The sequence below is a fragment of the Nocardia sp. NPDC003963 genome, from assembly GCF_053605105.1.
The window spans coordinates 1-16320 of sequence record NZ_JBSGIP010000044.1 but is presented as its reverse complement, the minus strand read 5'-3'; the positions used below and the strand labels follow the sequence as shown (position 1 = coordinate 16320).

Annotated in this window: 17 protein-coding genes; 9 read left to right on the top strand and 8 right to left on the bottom strand. The window is 67.2% G+C overall.

What is annotated here, in order from left to right; all coding sequences use genetic code 11:
* Window positions 1-37: 37 nt before the first annotated feature.
* On the top strand, window positions 38-502 hold the full coding sequence (locus tag ACWEWT_RS33075; protein WP_452564776.1) for a GatB/YqeY domain-containing protein: 465 nt from the start codon (window positions 38-40) through the stop codon (window positions 500-502).
* A 40-nt stretch (window positions 503-542) separates the two neighbouring features.
* Here ACWEWT_RS33075 and ACWEWT_RS33070 read toward each other — a convergent pair whose 3' ends face one another.
* Window positions 543-2930 (bottom strand): penicillin-binding protein, encoded by a 2388-nt coding sequence (locus ACWEWT_RS33070; protein WP_452564775.1) that lies wholly within the window; start codon window positions 2928-2930, stop codon window positions 543-545.
* Window positions 2931-3280: 350 nt separating this feature from the next.
* Between ACWEWT_RS33070 and ACWEWT_RS33065 the strand changes: the two genes are divergently transcribed.
* Complete coding sequence (locus tag ACWEWT_RS33065; protein WP_452564774.1) at window positions 3281-3604, top strand: WhiB family transcriptional regulator; 324 nt, start codon at window positions 3281-3283, stop codon at window positions 3602-3604.
* A 99-nt stretch (window positions 3605-3703) separates the two neighbouring features.
* Here the strand turns inward: ACWEWT_RS33065 and ACWEWT_RS33060 are convergent, their stop codons facing one another.
* A complete protein-coding gene (locus ACWEWT_RS33060; protein WP_452564773.1) occupies window positions 3704-4843 on the bottom strand; it encodes an ArsA family ATPase in 1140 nt (379 codons plus the stop codon).
* Window positions 4840-5859, bottom strand: coding sequence for an ArsA family ATPase (locus tag ACWEWT_RS33055; RefSeq protein ID WP_452564805.1), 1020 nt, complete (start codon window positions 5857-5859; stop codon window positions 4840-4842). Before ACWEWT_RS33055 ends, ACWEWT_RS33060 begins: the two co-directional genes overlap by 4 nt.
* A gap of 168 nt (window positions 5860-6027) precedes the next feature.
* Here ACWEWT_RS33055 and ACWEWT_RS33050 point away from each other — a divergent pair, with 168 nt between their 5' ends.
* The 3 genes from ACWEWT_RS33050 to ACWEWT_RS33040 all read left to right on the top strand — a co-directional run bounded on the left by ACWEWT_RS33050 (window position 6028) and on the right by ACWEWT_RS33040 (window position 7564).
* The gene (locus tag ACWEWT_RS33050) at window positions 6028-6192 is read left to right on the top strand and encodes a DUF4177 domain-containing protein (RefSeq protein ID WP_085995322.1); all 165 of its coding nucleotides are present in this window, start codon (window positions 6028-6030) and stop codon (window positions 6190-6192) included.
* Window positions 6193-6197: 5 nt separating this feature from the next.
* Window positions 6198-6680, top strand: a complete 483-nt coding sequence (locus ACWEWT_RS33045; protein ID WP_452564772.1) for a RidA family protein — start codon at window positions 6198-6200, stop codon at window positions 6678-6680.
* Window positions 6681-6748: 68 nt separating this feature from the next.
* Window positions 6749-7564, top strand: coding sequence for an MBL fold metallo-hydrolase (locus ACWEWT_RS33040; protein ID WP_452564804.1), 816 nt, complete (start codon window positions 6749-6751; stop codon window positions 7562-7564).
* A gap of 171 nt (window positions 7565-7735) precedes the next feature.
* Here ACWEWT_RS33040 and ACWEWT_RS33035 read toward each other — a convergent pair whose 3' ends face one another.
* Together ACWEWT_RS33035 and ACWEWT_RS33030 are read right to left on the bottom strand one after the other, a co-directional pair.
* Window positions 7736-8410 carry a Crp/Fnr family transcriptional regulator gene (locus tag ACWEWT_RS33035; protein ID WP_030524212.1) on the bottom strand — a complete coding sequence of 225 codons (675 nt, stop codon included), beginning with the start codon at window positions 8408-8410 and terminating at the stop codon, window positions 7736-7738.
* Window positions 8411-8564: 154 nt separating this feature from the next.
* Window positions 8565-8804 carry a hypothetical protein gene (locus tag ACWEWT_RS33030; protein ID WP_452564771.1) on the bottom strand — a complete coding sequence of 80 codons (240 nt, stop codon included), beginning with the start codon at window positions 8802-8804 and terminating at the stop codon, window positions 8565-8567.
* A gap of 232 nt (window positions 8805-9036) precedes the next feature.
* On the opposite strand from ACWEWT_RS33030, the gene nth reads away from it, so the two are divergent.
* The 4 genes from nth to ACWEWT_RS33010 all read left to right on the top strand — a co-directional run bounded on the left by nth (window position 9037) and on the right by ACWEWT_RS33010 (window position 12671).
* Entirely contained in the window at window positions 9037-9744 is a 708-nt protein-coding gene (gene nth / locus ACWEWT_RS33025) for an endonuclease III (protein ID WP_452564770.1), read from the top strand.
* Complete coding sequence (locus tag ACWEWT_RS33020; protein ID WP_452564769.1) at window positions 9741-10394, top strand: TlpA family protein disulfide reductase; 654 nt, start codon at window positions 9741-9743, stop codon at window positions 10392-10394. The genes nth and ACWEWT_RS33020 overlap by 4 nt, the downstream gene beginning before the upstream one ends.
* A 382-nt stretch (window positions 10395-10776) precedes the next feature.
* Entirely contained in the window at window positions 10777-11481 is a 705-nt protein-coding gene (locus ACWEWT_RS33015; protein ID WP_452564768.1) for an NUDIX hydrolase, read from the top strand.
* A complete protein-coding gene (locus ACWEWT_RS33010) occupies window positions 11478-12671 on the top strand; it encodes a MarP family serine protease (protein ID WP_452564767.1) in 1194 nt (397 codons plus the stop codon). Before ACWEWT_RS33015 ends, ACWEWT_RS33010 begins: the two co-directional genes overlap by 4 nt.
* 24 nt (window positions 12672-12695) lie before the next feature.
* On the opposite strand, the gene ACWEWT_RS33005 is transcribed toward ACWEWT_RS33010, so the two are convergent.
* The 3 genes from ACWEWT_RS33005 to nhaA are packed head-to-tail and all read right to left on the bottom strand — an operon-like array spanning window position 12696 to window position 15463.
* Window positions 12696-13664 (bottom strand): alpha/beta fold hydrolase, encoded by a 969-nt coding sequence (locus ACWEWT_RS33005; RefSeq protein ID WP_452564766.1) that lies wholly within the window; start codon window positions 13662-13664, stop codon window positions 12696-12698.
* Between the two features lie 49 nt (window positions 13665-13713).
* Window positions 13714-14214: a phage holin family protein gene (locus ACWEWT_RS33000; protein ID WP_452564765.1), complete on the bottom strand. Its 501-nt coding sequence runs from the start codon at window positions 14212-14214 to the stop codon at window positions 13714-13716.
* A gap of 37 nt (window positions 14215-14251) precedes the next feature.
* Window positions 14252-15463 (bottom strand): Na+/H+ antiporter NhaA, encoded by a 1212-nt coding sequence (gene nhaA, locus ACWEWT_RS32995; protein ID WP_452564803.1) that lies wholly within the window; start codon window positions 15461-15463, stop codon window positions 14252-14254.
* Window positions 15464-16320 lie beyond the last annotated feature (857 nt).

Sequence of the window (16320 nt, the reverse complement as noted above, 5' to 3'; positions counted from 1 at the left end):
GTGGGCGTGGCGGAGTGCAGCGGCTACCGTTCTGCCCATGTCGGAACTGAAATCGAAGCTGCGCGCCGATATGACCGCCGCGATGAAAGCGAAGGATTCGCTGCGTCTGAACACCTTGCGGATGCTCCTGGCCGCTGTCCAGACGGCCGAGGTCGCCGGGAAGGAAGCCCGCGAACTCTCCGACGCCGAGGTCGTAGCGGTGCTGACCAAGGAATCGAAGAAACGCAACGAGTCCGCCGAGATCTACACCCAGGCGGGTCGCGGTGAACTGGCGGCCAACGAGCACGCGGAGGCCCGCATCATCGACGAATACCTGCCCACCCAGCTGACCGAAGCCGAGGTCGCCGATCTCGCCGATACCGCGATCGCCCAGGTCGCGGAGGAACTCGGCGAACGGCCCGGGATGCGGCAGATGGGCCAGGTCATGAAGGTCGCTTCCGAACTGGCCGCCGGTAAGGCCGACGGCTCGCGGATCTCGGCGGCGGTGAAGGCGCGGCTCTAGGACCGGTTCGGTGCTCCCGGCCGCGCCCACACCGCCGGAATCACCGGGGGATGGGTACCGGGATCGGGATCGGCGGCAGGAACGGCGGCAGCGGCAAGCCCGGGGCGTTCGGGGTTGTCGCGGCCGGCCGGCCCGGCGGCGGTGGTTCGCGGACCGTGCCGTCGCTGAGGTAGATCGTCACCTGCGAGCCGGGGATCGCCGAGCCGTTCGGCGTCGAGCCGGTGACCGTGCCCTTGGGCGCCGAACCGGGCGAGGTCACCGAGGTGACCTTGAAACCGGCGCCGGTGAGCGCTCCGGTCGCCTCGCCCGCGGTCATCCCGACGACATCGGGTACCTGCGCGTTCTCCGCACCACGTACGTATTTCTCGTCCACCGGCGGTAGCGCCGGCGGCGGGAAGTTCGACGCCACGTCCTTGACGGCACCGAACCAGGTTCGAGCCGGTTCGTTACCGCCGAACAGGCCGTTCGCGTCGCTGGCCGGGCAGTTGCGCAGTGGGAACGAGCAGATCTCCCCGGGGGTCGGGCTGTCGCCGTAGACGTAGACCGCGCCCGCGAGCGAGTTGGTGAAACCCAGGAATGCCGAGGACCGGTGGCTTTCGGTGGTACCGGTCTTGGCCGATACCGGCATGTTCCATCCGGTCGACCCGGCCGCCGCCGAGGCGGTACCGCCGCCGGCGGAGTCCTTACCCATCGCGTTGGCCAGGGTATTGGCCAGCCCCGGTTCGACGACCTGTTCGCAGGCCTGTTCGGTCAGCGGAACCGGCTTGCCGTAGCGGTCCATCACTTCCGCGATCGGCGAGGGCGGACACCAGGTGCCGCCGGAGGCGATGGTCGCTGCCACATTCGACAGTTCCAGTGGGTTGACCGCGAGCGGGCCGAGGGTGAACGAGCCGAGATTCTGGCCCTTGATCATATCGGCGAGGCTCTGATTGTCGTCGTGTCCGGAGGTGCCCGGGTCGGTGTAGGAACGCAGTCCCAGCCGGACGGCCATATCCACGGTCGGGGTCACCCCGACGGCCTGGATGAGTTTCACGAAGGCCGTGTTCGGCGAGGTGGCCAGTGCCTCGGTCACCGACATGGGCGACCGGTAGTTACCGGCGTTCTCGACGCAGTAGGTGGCGGGTGGGCAGCCCGGGGCGCCGCCGTTACCCATGCCCCGGGCATCGAACCGGGAGGGCACATCCAACTGCGCGTTGGTGCCCATACCCTTTTCCATCGCGGCCGCGGTGGTGAACAGCTTGAAGATCGATCCCGCGCCGTCACCGACCATCGAGTACGGCTGGCCGAGCAGGGTTTCGTGCGCGTCCCGGTTCAGGCCGTAGGTACGACTGCTCGCCATCGCCAGCAGCGGGTGTTTGTCCTTGCCCGGGCCGATCAGCGACATGAGCGAGGCGATGTTCTCCAGATGCGGGTCGGCGTTCGCGTTGACCGAACGTTTCACCGAATCCTGGACGGCGGGGTCCAGGGTGGTGCGGATCAGGTAGCCGCCCTTTTCGATCTGTTCTTTGCTGAGCCCGGCGTTGGCCAGGTACGACAGGGCGTAATCGCAGAAGAATCCGCGGTCGCCGGCGGCGATACAACCCCGGGGCAGGCCTTTCGGCTCGGGCAGCACGCCCAGCGGCTGCGATTTCGCGGCGTGGAACTCGGCGGCCCGGCTGGGGATGTTCTGGATCAGGGTGTCCAGCACGGTATTACGGCGATCGGTGACGCCCTCGGGGTTGGTGTAGGGGTTCAGCTTGGAGCTGGACTGCACCATCCCGGCCAGCATCGCCGACTGGGCGATGTTCAGGTCCTTGGCGTCGATACCGAAGTAGGTCTGGGCAGCGTCCTGAATTCCGTAGGAGGAGTTGCCGAACGGGACCAGGTTCAGATAGCGGGTGAGGACTTCGTCCTTGGTGAGTTCCTTGTCCAGGGTCAGCGCCATCCGGATCTCACGGATCTTGCGTGCCGGGGTGGTCTCGATGGCGGCGCGCCGCTCGGCGTCGGTCTTGGCCACCACGAGCAGGTTGAAGTTCTTCACGTACTGCTGATCGAGGGTCGAGGCACCCTGCTGGACCTCGCCGCTGCTGGTGTTGGTCAGGAAGGCGCGAATGGTGCCCTGCCAGTCGACACCGTGGTGGTCGGCGAAGCGCTTGTCCTCGATGGAGACGATGGCCAGCTTCATATCGTTGGAGATCTGGTCGCTGGGTACTTCGAACCGGCGCTGCTCGTACAGCCAGGCGATGGGATTACCGGCCGCGTCCACCATGGTGGAGACGGCGGGGACGGTTCCCTCGACCAGTTCCGCGGACACGTTGTCGACGGCGTCGGCGGCGCGATTCGAGACGAATCCGAAACCTCCGGCGACCGGGAACAACAATCCGGCTACGAGCACGGAGGCGAGTACACAGCTGCCCGCCAGCTTGAGGAGCGCACGTGTGATCGGCACAGCACCAGCGTAGAGGGTCACGGTTCGGGGCTCGTGAAGTGTGGACGCCGGGTGTTGTCCTGGCTGATCAGTGGACTGAGCGGGGTGTCTCGGGGAGGGTGCCTGACATGCGTTTTCGGCTCGGGGGGTGGCGAACCCCGGGGGGTGCGCAGGCACGGACGTACCAAAAAGTCATCACTCGGTCTTGCGCAATCGGCATACCTTTACCTAGATTGAGAGCTCAGTGTGATAGAGCTAACACTCAATGTGGAATGTGGTGCACTTCGCAGCGGGGCTCGGGTTGCTGCGGAGTGGCACGCGATTCCGGAGCGCCGTGACCCGGTGTTCGGACTGGCAAAGGGGCACACCAAATGCACATGACAACCCCCGTCGCTCGATTGGACGTAGAGGAAGCCGAAGCAAGGATCGCCTGGGTGGCCCAGGCCCGATGCAAGGAAGTCGATCCCGACCAACTGTTCGTACGCGGCGCCGCTCAGCGCAAGGCGGCGACGATCTGCCGGCACTGCCCGGTTCTGATGGAGTGCGGGGCCGACGCTCTGGACAACCGAGTCGAGTTCGGGGTGTGGGGTGGAATGACCGAACGACAGCGGCGAGCGCTGCTCAAGCAGCATCCCGAGGTGACCTCGTGGTCGGATTTCTTCCACGCTCAGCGTCAGCACCAGGTGGCTATGTAACCGAATTCCCTATTGGACTACCCACCGCCGGGCACTCGAGTTTCGAGTGCCCGGCGGTTTGTCCGGTCGGGCCGATCGCGCGGCGGGCCCCGGGTCGATTCAGGCGTCCGCGGCGGCCCGGGTCCGGGCCAGTTGCGCCCCGACAGCCCGCAGGGCGGTCAGATCGGTGACATCGAACGGCAGCGCGGTCACCGATACGATGGGCACCCGCGGATGCGCACCCGTGAACCGGTGCAGCAGATGCTGTTCGCGCCGCGCGGTCGATACCCGCTGCGCGTGCACGCGCAGCACACCCGCCGATAGCGGATCCGAATCATCGAGCCGGTCGGCGGCGGTGAGCGCGTGATCCGACGGCAGTGAGCACAGCACCGGATGGGTCCGGTTGAGTACCAGGCCGGCCAGCGGCATCTGCTCGGTCGAGAGCCGGTCCACGAAGAACGAGGCCTCGCGCAGCGCATCGGGTTCGGGGGCGGCGACCACCAGGAAATGGGTGCCCGGTTTGGCGAGCATGGCGAACGTACGGTTGGCCCGCTCCTGGAATCCACCGAACAGCGATTCCAGCGATTGCAGGAAGTTCGAGGCGTCCTTGAGCATCTGGCCGCCCACGATGGTCGACACCCCGCGTAAGGCCAGGCTCATCGCGCCGGTGACGAACCGCCCGACCCCCCGCCCGGGCGCCATGATGACTCGGATCATGCGGCCGTCCAGGAAATTACCCAGCCGCTTGGGGGCATCCAGGAAATCCAGGGCGTTTCGCGAGGGCGGAGTGTCGACGACGATGAGATCCCACTCCCGGTGCCCCGCGAGCTGGCCGAGCTTCTCCATCGCCATGTATTCCTGGGTGCCACCGAACGAGGAGGCCACCGCTTGGTAGAAGGGATTGGCGAAGATCTGCTCGGCCTTGTCCGGGGTGGTGTGCTCCAGCACCATATCGTCGAAGGTGCGGCGCATGTTCAGCATCATGGCGTGCAACTCGCCCTTGGCCTCGGGCCCCAGTTCCACTCGCTGCGGGCTGTTGTCCAGATCCGCGACACCGAGCGACTGGGCCAGTCGGCGGGCCGGGTCGATGGTCAGCACGACGACCTTGCGGCCCTGCTCGGCCGCGCGCAACGCGATGGCCGCGGCCGTCGTGGTCTTACCGACGCCGCCGGAACCGCAGCACACCACGACCCGGGCGCCGGGATCGTCGAGGATGGTGGAGATATCGAGGGGTGCCGGGCCGGTCGGTCGGGTGCTCATCGGACTCCCTGCTCGTTCAGATGGGCGGCCAGTTCGTAGAGGCCGCCCAGATCCATACCGTTGGGGAGGGCGGGCAGCAGCAGCCGGGCGACCTCCAGATCGAGGAGTTCGGCCGCGCTGGTGTCCTGAGCGGTCAAGGTGGCCGAATGTTCCACCGTCTCGGTGAGCAGACCCGCGAAATCGGCATCGGACAGGGCGATCCCGGCGGATTCCAGACCGGCGCGCACGGAATCGGTGTCCAGTTCACCCGAGGCCGCGGCGGCCCGGATCTCCGCGCTCAGCGGACTGTGCACGGCGCGATTGACGATCACGCTACCGATGCGCAGATCATTGCCACGCAGTTCGGCGATCGCGTCCAGGGTCTCCTGCACCGGCAGCGCTTCGAGCAGCGTCACCAGGTGGATCACCGTCCGGTCCGAATGCAGCAGTGCGGAGACACCCTCGGCCTGGGCGGCGATCGGACCGCCTTTGGCGAGTTCGGCCATCGCTTGGGTGACATCGAGGAAGCTCGCGATCCGACCGGTCGGTGGCGCGTCGACGACCACCTCGTCGTAGGCGGGACGCCCGGATTTATCGGATCTGACCACGCATTCCTTGATCTTGCCGGTCAGGATGACATCCCGCAGGCCCGGGGCGATCGTGGTGACGAAATCGATGGCGCCCATCCGGCGCATCGCCCGGCCGGCGAAACCGAGGTTGTAGAACATATCGAGGTATTCCAGGAAGGCGTGCTCGATATCGAGGGCCAGCGCCACCACTTCGCCGCCGCCGTCGGCGGTCGCGATCTTCGTCTCGGTCGGTGGCAGGGGTGGCAGGTCGAACAACTGGGCGATCGATTGCCGGTTCTCCACCTCCACCAACAGCACCCGCCGCCCGCCGGCGGCCAGCGCCAGTGCGAGTGCCGCGGATACCGTGGACTTACCGGTGCCGCCTTTACCGGATACGTAGTGCAGGCGGGCTTTCGTCGCGCTGTCGGGCCACCCCGTCTTCAGGCCGGGTTCGGCCGATTCCGACATCGTCGTTGGTTCTGCCACGGTCGCGAGCCTATAACTCGCACTGGGCGGATGCCCGCATACTTCGGTTTGTGTGGATGTGGTGTACCAGACACTGGGACCGGGCCTCTATCACCGGACCCGCGGTCGCGCCGTCGGCCCCGGGAGTACAACCCAGTAGGCTCCGTGCGCATGAGCGATGTGACCCAGTGGGAATACGCGACCGTGCCGCTGCTGACCCATGCGACCAAACAGATCCTGGATCAGTGGGGCGCCGACGGCTGGGAGCTGGTGACCGTGCTGCCCGGACCGACCGGTGAGCAGCATGTCGCCTACCTCAAGCGCCCGAAGCAGTAAGCGCCGTGGCGGAATCCGAAACGAACCCGGTGACCGAATGGCGGGCCAACCTCGACCGCCTCGGCCTGGCGATACCGCCGGTGGTGGCACCGGTGGCCGCCTATGTACCCGCACTGCGCACCGGAAATTATGTCTACACCTCGGGGCAGTTGCCTTTCGTTGGCGGTGAACTGTCGGCGGTCGGCAAGGTCGGTGCCGAGGTCTCGCTCGACGAAGCGGTGACCGCGGCCCGCTGGTGCGCGGTGAACGCGTTGGCCGCCGTCCACGATCTGGTCGGCCTGGACGAGGTCGTGCGGATCGTGAAGGTGGTCGGCTTCGTCGCCTCGGCACCGGGTTTCACCGATCAGCCGCTGGTGATCAACGGTGCCTCGGAGTTCCTCGGCGAGGTGTTCGGACCGGCCGGCGCGCATGCGCGCTCGGCGGTCGGCGTCTTCGAACTGCCGAAGAACACCCCGGTGGAGGTCGAACTCATCGCCGAGGTCCGCTGAGCAGGCCGGTCGGCCCTGGCTCGGCAGGCTCGTCGCGGAGCCCATAGATTCGAAGGGGCGACTTTCGAATTGGAGGTGTTGTGGTGACACTCACCCATCCGGCCTACGGGCAACTGCGTGCGGTGACGCCGTCGGCGTCGGTACTGCTCGCGAACAATCCGGGCCCGATGACCCTGGACGGTACGAACACCTGGATCCTGCGATCACCCGATCGCACGGACTGTGTGGTGGTCGATCCCGGACCCGACGACGCGGAGCACATAGCGGCGATCGCGCGAGCGACCGGCGGCGCGGTGGCGCTGACGCTGATCACGCATCGGCATCCCGACCACACCGGCGGTATCGACGAGTTGGTGCGCCTGACCGGGACACCGGTGCGGGCCATGGACCCGGAATTCCTGCGCGGTGCGGTGACCGTGCTGACCGACGGAGAAGTGGTCGAGGCCGCCGGGCTGCGGATCACCGTGCTGCACACCCCCGGCCATACGGCCGATTCGGTGAGCTTCCTGCTCGGGGACGCGGTCCTGAGCGGCGACACCATTCTCGGCAAGGGCACCACGGTGCTGGATCGTGACGGCACGCTGCGGGACTATCTCCGATCGATGGACCGGTTGCTCGAAACCGGTACCGGGCGGGCTCTGCTGCCCGCGCACGGGCCCGATCATCCGGACGTGGCACCGGTGGCGCGGTATTACATCGCGCATCGGCACGAGCGACTCGCACAGGTCCGGGCGGCGCTCGACGAACTGGGTGCCGACGCGGACGCCATGGCGGTCGTGCGCAAGGTATACGTCGATGTCGACGAGAGCCTGTGGCCGGCCGCCCGTAGCTCGGTGGAATCGCAGCTCACCTATCTGCGGTCGGAGCCGGACACACAGAAATAGCCGAGCGGATCCAGAGCGGGCGGCACTCCGAGGGCGGTAACCCTCGCAGTGCCGCCCGTGCTGTGTAGAGATACACCGGTGGTACCGAGCGCGCGTCGGTGCGAACCGGAGCGGGGCCGCCTTCCGCAATCGGGCAGCCCCCGGCCACGCCGGGCTGTTCGTGCCTCGGTGTCAGCGCGCCCGGCGGGCCAGCCGCTCGGAATCGGAGATCAGCACGCTCTTGCCCTCGAGCCGCAGCCATCCGCGATGCGCGAAATCGGCGAGTGCCTTGTTGACCGTCTCGCGGGAAGCGCCGACGAGCTGGGCGATCTCTTCCTGGGTCAGGTCGTGGGTCACCCGCAGCGCACCGGCCTCCTGGGTGCCGAACCGTTGTGCGAGCTGCAGCAGCGCCTTGGCGACCCGGCCGGGCACATCGGTGAAGATCAGATCCGCGAGGTTGTTGTTGGTGCGCCGCAACCGGCGTGCCAGCACCCGCAACAACTGTTCGGCGATCTCCGGCCGCTGATCGATCCACGATTTGAGTGCGTCGCGGTCCATGGTCACGGCGCGGACCTCGGTCACCGTGGTGGCGGTCGAGGTACGCGGGCCGGGATCGAAGATGGAGAGTTCGCCGAACATATCCGACGGACCCATGATGGTCAGCAGGTTCTCCCGGCCGTCGGGGGAACGGCGGCCCAGCTTCACCTTGCCGGACGTGATGATGTACAGCCGATCGCCCGGTTCGCCCTCGTTGAAGATGACGTGGCCGCGAGGGAAATCCACGGGCTGCAGCTGTTTGGCGAGTGCAGCCACCGCGGTGGGCTCAACGCCTTGGAAGATGCCTGCTCTGGCGAGGGCCTCGTCCACGAATGTGCTCCTTAGGAAAATGGCTGTAGTCGTCGGGCGGACCGATGCGGTTCGGCCGACAGTGCAGTCTACGCGGCCTATCGACGCGCAGTGACAGACACCACGTAAGGAAGGTTAACCGTGGGCGAGTCGGAACGGTTCGGCGCCCGCTGGTTCAGCTCGCACGGGCGATGTCGACGGTCTCGCGCGCCTCCTCGCTGCGATTGCGACGGCGGCGCATACGCGCGACCGCCGCCGGTAGTCCGAGCTTCGTCAGCTCGTTGACCTCGGCGTTGCTGGCTTTGTCCAGGAAGGCCTGGACTTCCTCGTCGGGCTCGAGAAGTTTGCGCAGACGGTTCTCCACCCGTTCCATGCCGAGTGCGAACAGCATCAACACCACTGGGAAGAGCACCACAGCGAGTCCTTGCATGCCGGGTAGTTAACACTGTCGAGGTCTCAGATGGAATACGGGAGTAGAACTGAGAAGGCAACGTTGTCGGACGGTTCCGTATGGTGGACGGGTGCCTACCTCCCCTTCAGAAACCGTCGGAAGCGACATTTCCGGCACTGCCGAGGAGGCCGCCACGCGCCCGGCGGCAGGCGGGGCGCGCACCCGCAGATCCGGTACCCGACCGGCGGAAACCCGTTTGGGTCTGGTGCGCCGGGCCCGCCGGATGAACCGGCTTCTGGCACGTGCATTTCCCGACGCTCATTGTGAGCTGGATTTCGGTACTCCACTGGAACTCGCGGTCGCCACGATCCTGTCGGCGCAGTGCACGGATGTGCGAGTGAATATGACCACTCCGGCTCTGTTCGCCGCCTATCCGGACGCACGGGCGTATGCCGAGGCGAACCGTGCGGAGCTGGAGGAACTCATCCGCCCCACGGGTTTCTACCGCAACAAGACGAATTCGCTCATCGGACTCGGGCAGGCACTTCTCGAACACTACGACGGTGAATTACCTCACACGATGGCGGAACTCGTCCGATTGCCCGGAATCGGCCGTAAAACGGCCAATGTCATTCTCGGTAACGCATTCGGAATTCCAGGGATCACGGTCGATACCCATTTCGGCCGATTGGTTCGTCGCTGGGGGTGGACGGCCGAGGAGGATCCGGTAAAGGTCGAACACGCGATCGGTGCGCTGATCGAGCGCAAGGAGTGGACGATGCTGTCCCACCGGGTGATCTTCCACGGTCGCCGCGTCTGTCACGCCCGGAAACCGGCGTGCGGCGTATGTCTGCTGGCCAAGGATTGTCCCTCGTTCGGCGCCGGCCCGACCGATCCGGCGGCGGCGGCCGCGCTCGTGAAGGGGCCCGAGGCGCCACATCTGCTCGAACTGGTGGGCCGGTGAGCCGCGTTCCGGTTTTCTGGAAATGGGCATTGACGGCAGTGATCGTGGCTTTGGCGGCGGCGGTCGCTTTCTGGCCGCGCGGTGGTTCGGACGACGCCGGGCCCGCACCGGAACCGGCCCGGCGTATCGATCCCGCGCTGCGCGCGGCGTCGGGCGTCGCCGAATGCCCCCCGGAATCGGTACCGGCGGGCCGGCCCGGTCCGTTGGCCGATGTGCTGCTGACCTGTCTGGCCGATGGTTCTGCGGAGTCGCCGAGCCGATTCACCGACCGGCCCACGGTGCTCAACCTCTGGGCCTACTGGTGCCAGCCGTGCCGGGCCGAACTGCCGCTGTTCCAGGAATACGCCGACCGGGCGGGAGCCGCGGTACAGGTGGTCACGGTGCACAGTGACCCGGACGAGCGGAAAGCACTCACCCTGCTCGCCGCACTGAACGACGACCTGCGTGCGCAGGGCCGCCCCGAACTACACCTACCCGCCCTCCAGGACCCGGACGCCCGGGTGCGCGCGGCGGCGCAGGCCCCGACGGCCCTGCCGATCACCGTCATGGTCCGGCCCGACGGGTCGATCGCGGACTACGTCGCGCGCCCGTTCCACGACGTCGACGAGATCGCGGCCGGCGTCGCCGAAGCGCTGGGAGTCACCACATGATGCGATACTGCGATACCTCCGCCTTCGCTGCGGCCTCCGCGGATTGCATCTGGTCGTTCGGGCGAGGCATCGGTGATGCGATACCTTCGGCTTCGCCGCGGCCGCCGCAGTCACACGTGGGCGTTCCGGGGGAGTTTGTGCGCTTCGCTGCGATTTTCGTGGGCCGGCGTGCGAATCGATCCGCTGGAGGTTCGGTGAACGGCATACCTTCGCCACCGTCGCGCTTCTCCGGGCCGGGCATGATGATCGCTTCGGGGGAGGCTGTGCGCGGTGCCTCGGTGGGCCGGCGTTCGGTCGTTTCGAGAGAGGCTCGGTAATTGGCGCACTTCGGCCTTGGCTACCGTCTCCGCGGACCGTATGAAGTCCGTTCGACGGAGGCTCTGTGAGCGAAGAACATGTGCCGTCCTGGCTGAGCGGGGCGGCGGGACCGGGGCAGCCGGACTTCGCCGACACCCTGGGCCGGGCCCGGATGCTTCGCCGCAAACTCGCGGGTGAGGTGCGGCAGGCTGCGGTCCTGGTGCTCTTCGCCGGTGATCCGGCCGGGGACCCGGGCGCTCCCGGCGGGCTGCCCGCCGACGCGGAGGTCCTGCTGACCCAGCGCGCCTCCACCATGCGGCAGCACCGGGGACAGGTGGCCTTTCCGGGTGGCGCCGTCGACCCGGGCGACGAGGGTCCGGTCGATACCGCGCTGCGCGAGGCATGGGAGGAGACCGGCCTGGACCGGGCCGGAGTGCAGCCGATCACCACGCTGCCGAAACTGTTCGTACCGCCCTCCCGTTTCGATGTGAGCCCGGTCGTCGCCTACTGGCGGACCCCCAGCGATGTGCGGGTGGTGGATCGGGCGGAAACCGACCGGGTGGTGCGGGTACCGATGGCGGACCTGCTCGATCCGGCCAACCGCTTCCTGGTCCGCAGCGCGCTGGGCTACTCGAGTCCGGCCTTCCAGGTGGACGGGATGTTGGTCTGGGGGCTCACCGGCGGCATACTGGCCGGACTTGTGACTTCACTGGGCTGGGAATCGGAATGGGACCGAACCGACGTGCGTGATCTGGAAGAGGCGTTGGCCGCGGTGGGGATGGTGCTGTGAGCTCCTCGGCGTGGCTCGATATAGCGGTTGTCATATTGGCGCTCCTGGCCGCCTCCTCCGGGTGGCGGCAGGGCGCCGTGGCGTCCGCACTGGCTTTTCTCGGGGTGGTGCTCGGTGCGGTCGCCGGCATCCTGATCGCCCCGCACATCCTCGTGCACATCGATGAGGGCCGCAGCCGGGTACTGGCCGGTGTGCTGCTCATCGTGCTGCTGGTGATCGTCGGTGAGGTCGCCGGCATGGTGCTCGGCCGGGCCGCGCGCAGCGGTATGACCCATCCGATCGCCCGTGGCGCCGACAGCGCGATCGGTGCGGTGCTGCAGACCGGTGCCGTGCTGGTGACGGCGTGGCTGCTGGCGCTGCCACTGGCGACCTCGTCGCAGCCCGCCATCGCATCGGCCATCAACAGCTCCCGGGTACTGGCCGAGGTCAACCGCGTCGCACCGGACTGGTTGCGCCAGTTGCCCAACGAGTTCTCGAAACTGCTCAACACCTCGGGCCTGCCCGATGTCATCGGCCCGTTCGGGCGGGCTCCGATCGCCGCGGTGGAGCCCCCGGATCCCAGTGTGCTGGCCAGTCCGGTCGCCGGATCCCTGCAGCAGAGTGTATTGCGTATCCGCGGTGTGGCGCCGAGTTGCCAACGGGCGCTGGAAGGATCCGGTTTCGTGGTGGCACCGGAACGGGTGATGACCAATGCGCACGTCGTGGCCGGGACCACCAGCGTGACGGTCGATTCCGCGGCCGGTCCGCTGGACGCGACGGTGGTCGAATTCGATCCGTCCATGGATATCGCGGTGCTGTCGGTGCCCGGTCTGGTCGCGCCCGTGATTCCGCAGGCGCCGAAGCCGGCCGAATCGGGTGAGAGTGCGATCGTGCTCGGCTATCCGGGCGGCGGCCGGTACACCGCGAGCGCGGCCCGGGTGCGCGAGACGCTGGACCTCACCGGCCCGACGATCTACCGGGACGGCACCGTCGAGCGCGAGGTGTACACGGTGCGCGGTTCGGTGCGGGCCGGTAATTCCGGTGGGCCACTGGTCGATACCGAAGGCAATGTGCTGGGGGTGGTGTTCGGTGCCGCCGTGACCGACGACGACACCGGTTACGTGCTCACCCTCGACGAGGTCCGGGAACGGATAGATATCGCACCGTCGGCGAGTTCGCCGGTGGACACCGGTCCCTGCGTATTGAGCTGATGGGTTCCGCCCCGACAGCGCCCGTCAGGCGTACCGGCCCGGTCGCCGCCGGTCCGTTCCGGCGAGCAGTTTCGCGATCTCGGCGGTGACCGCGTCCGGGTTCTCCTGATGCGCGAAATGCGCCGCGTCGCGGATGGTGACCACGCGGCGGTGCGGTGAGAGCTGCGGTCCACGGTGCACCGTGGCCGGCAGGATGTATCGGTCGTACTCGCCCCGCATGGACACCACCGGGATATCGATCGGCTTTCGCATGACGGCGATGAACCGGCGGCCGTCGGCACGCCACTGACTGCGGAAGGCCCAGCGCCGGTATTCCAGGCCACAATGGGCCGTACCGGGAATCTGGATGGCCGAACGCATCCGGGCGGCGCTGTCGGCGAATTCCGGGGTCCGCGCCCAGGACCGCGCACCACGCCCGGCCAGGACCTCGACGGCACCCGCGCCGTCGTCCCGGGTCAGCCGGTGTTCGGGGTAGCGGGGGAGTTGGTCGCGCAGGAAATCCGGTAACCACGCGCGGCGCTGGGCGTTATCGCGCAACACCGAACTCTTCAGCGCCGCCGGATGCGGAGAGGAAACCACAGCGATCGACCGGACCAGTCGGGGATGCAGGACAGCGGTCGCCCAGCAGACCAGACCGCCGTCGGCATGCCCGACCAGGGTCGCGCTGGAGTGGCCGAGCGCCCGGATCAGTCCGGCGATATCCCCCGCGAGGGTCCAGCCGTCATAGCCGCGCGGCGGTTTGTCGCTGTCGCCGTAGCCGCGCAGATCGACCGCGACCACATGATTGCCGAGTTCGGCCAGTGCGGTGAGCTGATGACGCCACGACCACCAGAAGTCCGCGAAACCGTGCAGCAGGACGACCAGCGGCGCTTCCGGGTTCTCCGGCCCGGCACTCGCCACGTGCAGCCGTATCCCGTTGGCGTGCACATCGCGGTGCGACCAGGGCCCGTCGAAGCGCACGCTGGACGGGTCCGGTGGAAAGTTCGACGCCACGCCGTCCGAGCGTAGTGAACGCCGGGGCGTCGCCGTGTGCCGGACCCGCCTACCGGTGCGAGGTCTTCTCCAGTGCGCTCGGCTCGTCGTGGCTGCCGAAACCGGAGGGCAGCACGGTGCGGGTCTGCTTGAGCGAATCGATGGTCTTCTCCGGCGCGCGCAGTTTCTTCACCTTGCGGTAGCCGAGGAAGGCCAGCAGCACGGTCACCAGGATCATGAACGCGAAGACGATCCAGAACGCCGCCCACCGGGTGAGCCAGATGTCCAATGTCTCGGCCACGGCGAAGAAGAAGAAGAAACTACTGAACAGCAGTACCGTCAGCGCACCGATGAAGTAGACGCTGCCCTGCAGGCCCTTCTTGATCTCCCCGGTGACTTCGGCCTTGGCCAGGGCCACTTCGGCGCGGACCAGAGTCGAGACCTGTTCGGAGGCGTCGCGGACCAGACTGCCGAAACTGGCCGATGCGTGCGGGTCGATCTCGGACAGCGGGATCGAGGTGACCGCGCCGCCTCGTACACCGTCTCCGTTACCGCCCTGTGTGACACTCACGTGGTCGACCCTCTCCCTGTCCCGGTCCTGCTCGGTCTTACTGTTCTGGTTCTAGCGCATCCGCGTCACGCCGTGCGCGGTGGACACGCCCACGCCGCAACAGTAGCGCCGAACCGACCAGCGATGCGGCCATGGACGTCACCAGGACCGCGGCCTTGGCGAGTTCGGCGGAATCGGGATAGTCCTGCAGTGCGAGTTCCGCCACGAGCAGGCTAACGGTGAACCCGATCGCGCCGAGCACCGACAGGGCGAACATATCGCGATAGCCCAGGTGCGCCGGACGTTCGGCGATTCCGGTACGAATGGCCAGCCAGCTGATCCCGAAAATGCCGGTGGTCTTGCCGACCAGCAGTCCGAGAATGATCGCCAGTGACAGACGGTCGGTGAACAGATCGCCGAGTACCGCGCTGTTGATCGGCACCCCCGCGGCGAAAAGTGCGAACAACGGCACACACAGCCCCGCCGAAATCGGTTGGAACCGGTGTTCCCAGCGCTCGGCGGGTGCCGCGGCCTCACCGTCGTCTCGGCGGACTCTGGTGAGCAGGCCGCAGGCCACACCGGCCAGCGTCGGATGAATATGTGCCTCGTGCAGTGCATACCAGCAGATCAGGGCAAGTGGAATGTAGATCAGCGGAGAATTCCACCGTTTGTGCTGCGCGAACCACCAGACCGCACAGCAGGCGAGCGCGGCAGCCAGCCAGATGAAAGCCAGACCGGCGGTGAACAGGACCGCGATCAGCACGATCGCCATCAGATCGTCGACGACGGCCAGGCTCAGCAGGAAGACTCGCGCACCGGCCGGGATCCGGGAACCGGTCATGGCCAGGACCGCCAGGGCGAAGGCGATATCCGTGGCGACCGGGATAGCCCAGCCGCGATCCATTCCGTCGATTCCGAAACCGACCGTATAAGCGATGATCGCCGGGGTCACCACGCCGCCGACCGCCGCGATGATCGGTAGCGCGGCGCGCCTGGGATCGGCGAGTTCGCCGATGACGAGTTCGCGTTTGAGTTCGAGCCCGGCCACGAAGAAGAAGATCGCGAGCAGCCCGTCCTGCACCCAGTCGGCGAGCGTGAGATCGAGGTGCAGTGGCGGGATCGCCAGATGGGTTTCGGTCAGGTCGAGATAGCTCTGGCCCCACGGCGAGTTCACCCAGAGCAACGCCACCGTTGCCGCGACGAGCAGTAATGCGCCACCGACGGTTTCGGTCCGCAGATATCGGGCGAGTTCGGACCGAGGCCTGCTCAGCACGGGAAAACCTTTCGGTCGGACGGACTTCTACCGCGCCCGCCGCGGAAACTGCTCTCCACCGACGCGCGCCGATCTCGCCGACCAGACTTCCCGGCACACCTCGCGCAATTGTATTGGCGCCGCCTCCGGCGGCGCGGGTGGGGCCCTATCAACCCCGGTTCTTCACTCCTTCGCTCAGTCGCTGCGCTCCTTCACTTCGTCGCTCCAGAACCGGGGCGGGCCCCACCCATGAATGCTGACCATCCGGAGTGGACGGGAGGTGTGTGGTTCCGCATGCCGACGATCCCGAGTAGCGATAGACAGGGTCCACATGCCGGCCCATTCCGGCGTGGCGGAAACCGAAAGGCCCGGATGCCGACCATCCGGGCGTAGATGAAAAGTGTGGGTTCGCATGCCAACGATCCGGACCAGCGATAGACCGGAGCAGCAATAGGTACGGGTCGGCATGCCGACCTATCCGGAGTAGCAGAAACCAACGGTCCGCGTACGGCCCTGCTGATCGGCGCAGAAAGTCGGGGTCGGGGGTTCCGCACGCTTGACCACCCGGAGCGGCAAGAGCACAGTTCGCAGCTGACCCCCGGGATAGTGGAACCAAAAGGTCCGCACATCGACCACCCGGAGAGACAGAACCAAAAGTTCGGCATGCCGGCCCGGACACACCGCGGGCCCGCACGCCGACCGAGCCGTCGATGTCCCGGGGCCCGCCGGGCCCGTGTGCCCACATACCGACCAGGCCGTCAATGCCCCCCGCAACCCCCCGAGTCGAGTCTTACGAGACACCTCCAAGGGTTGAGGCCCGTCCCGCCGTTCAGGCCTCGAAGCGCATGCGCGAAGCGCGAGTCTCGAGGCCTGAA

What these genes read in the sequence shown, in the direction of transcription:
- ACWEWT_RS33065 (WP_452564774.1), top strand. Translation starts at nt 3,281, where the DNA reads ATGCACATGACAACCCCCGTCGCTCGATTGGACGTAGAGGAAGCCGAA.
- ACWEWT_RS33050 (WP_085995322.1), top strand. Translation starts at nt 6,028, where the DNA reads ATGAGCGATGTGACCCAGTGGGAATACGCGACCGTGCCGCTGCTGACC.
- ACWEWT_RS33060 (WP_452564773.1), bottom strand. Translation starts at nt 4,843, where the DNA reads ATGAGCACCCGACCGACCGGCCCGGCACCCCTCGATATCTCCACCATC.
- ACWEWT_RS33075 (WP_452564776.1), top strand. Translation starts at nt 38, where the DNA reads ATGTCGGAACTGAAATCGAAGCTGCGCGCCGATATGACCGCCGCGATG.
- ACWEWT_RS33055 (WP_452564805.1), bottom strand. Translation starts at nt 5,859, where the DNA reads ATGTCGGAATCGGCCGAACCCGGCCTGAAGACGGGGTGGCCCGACAGC.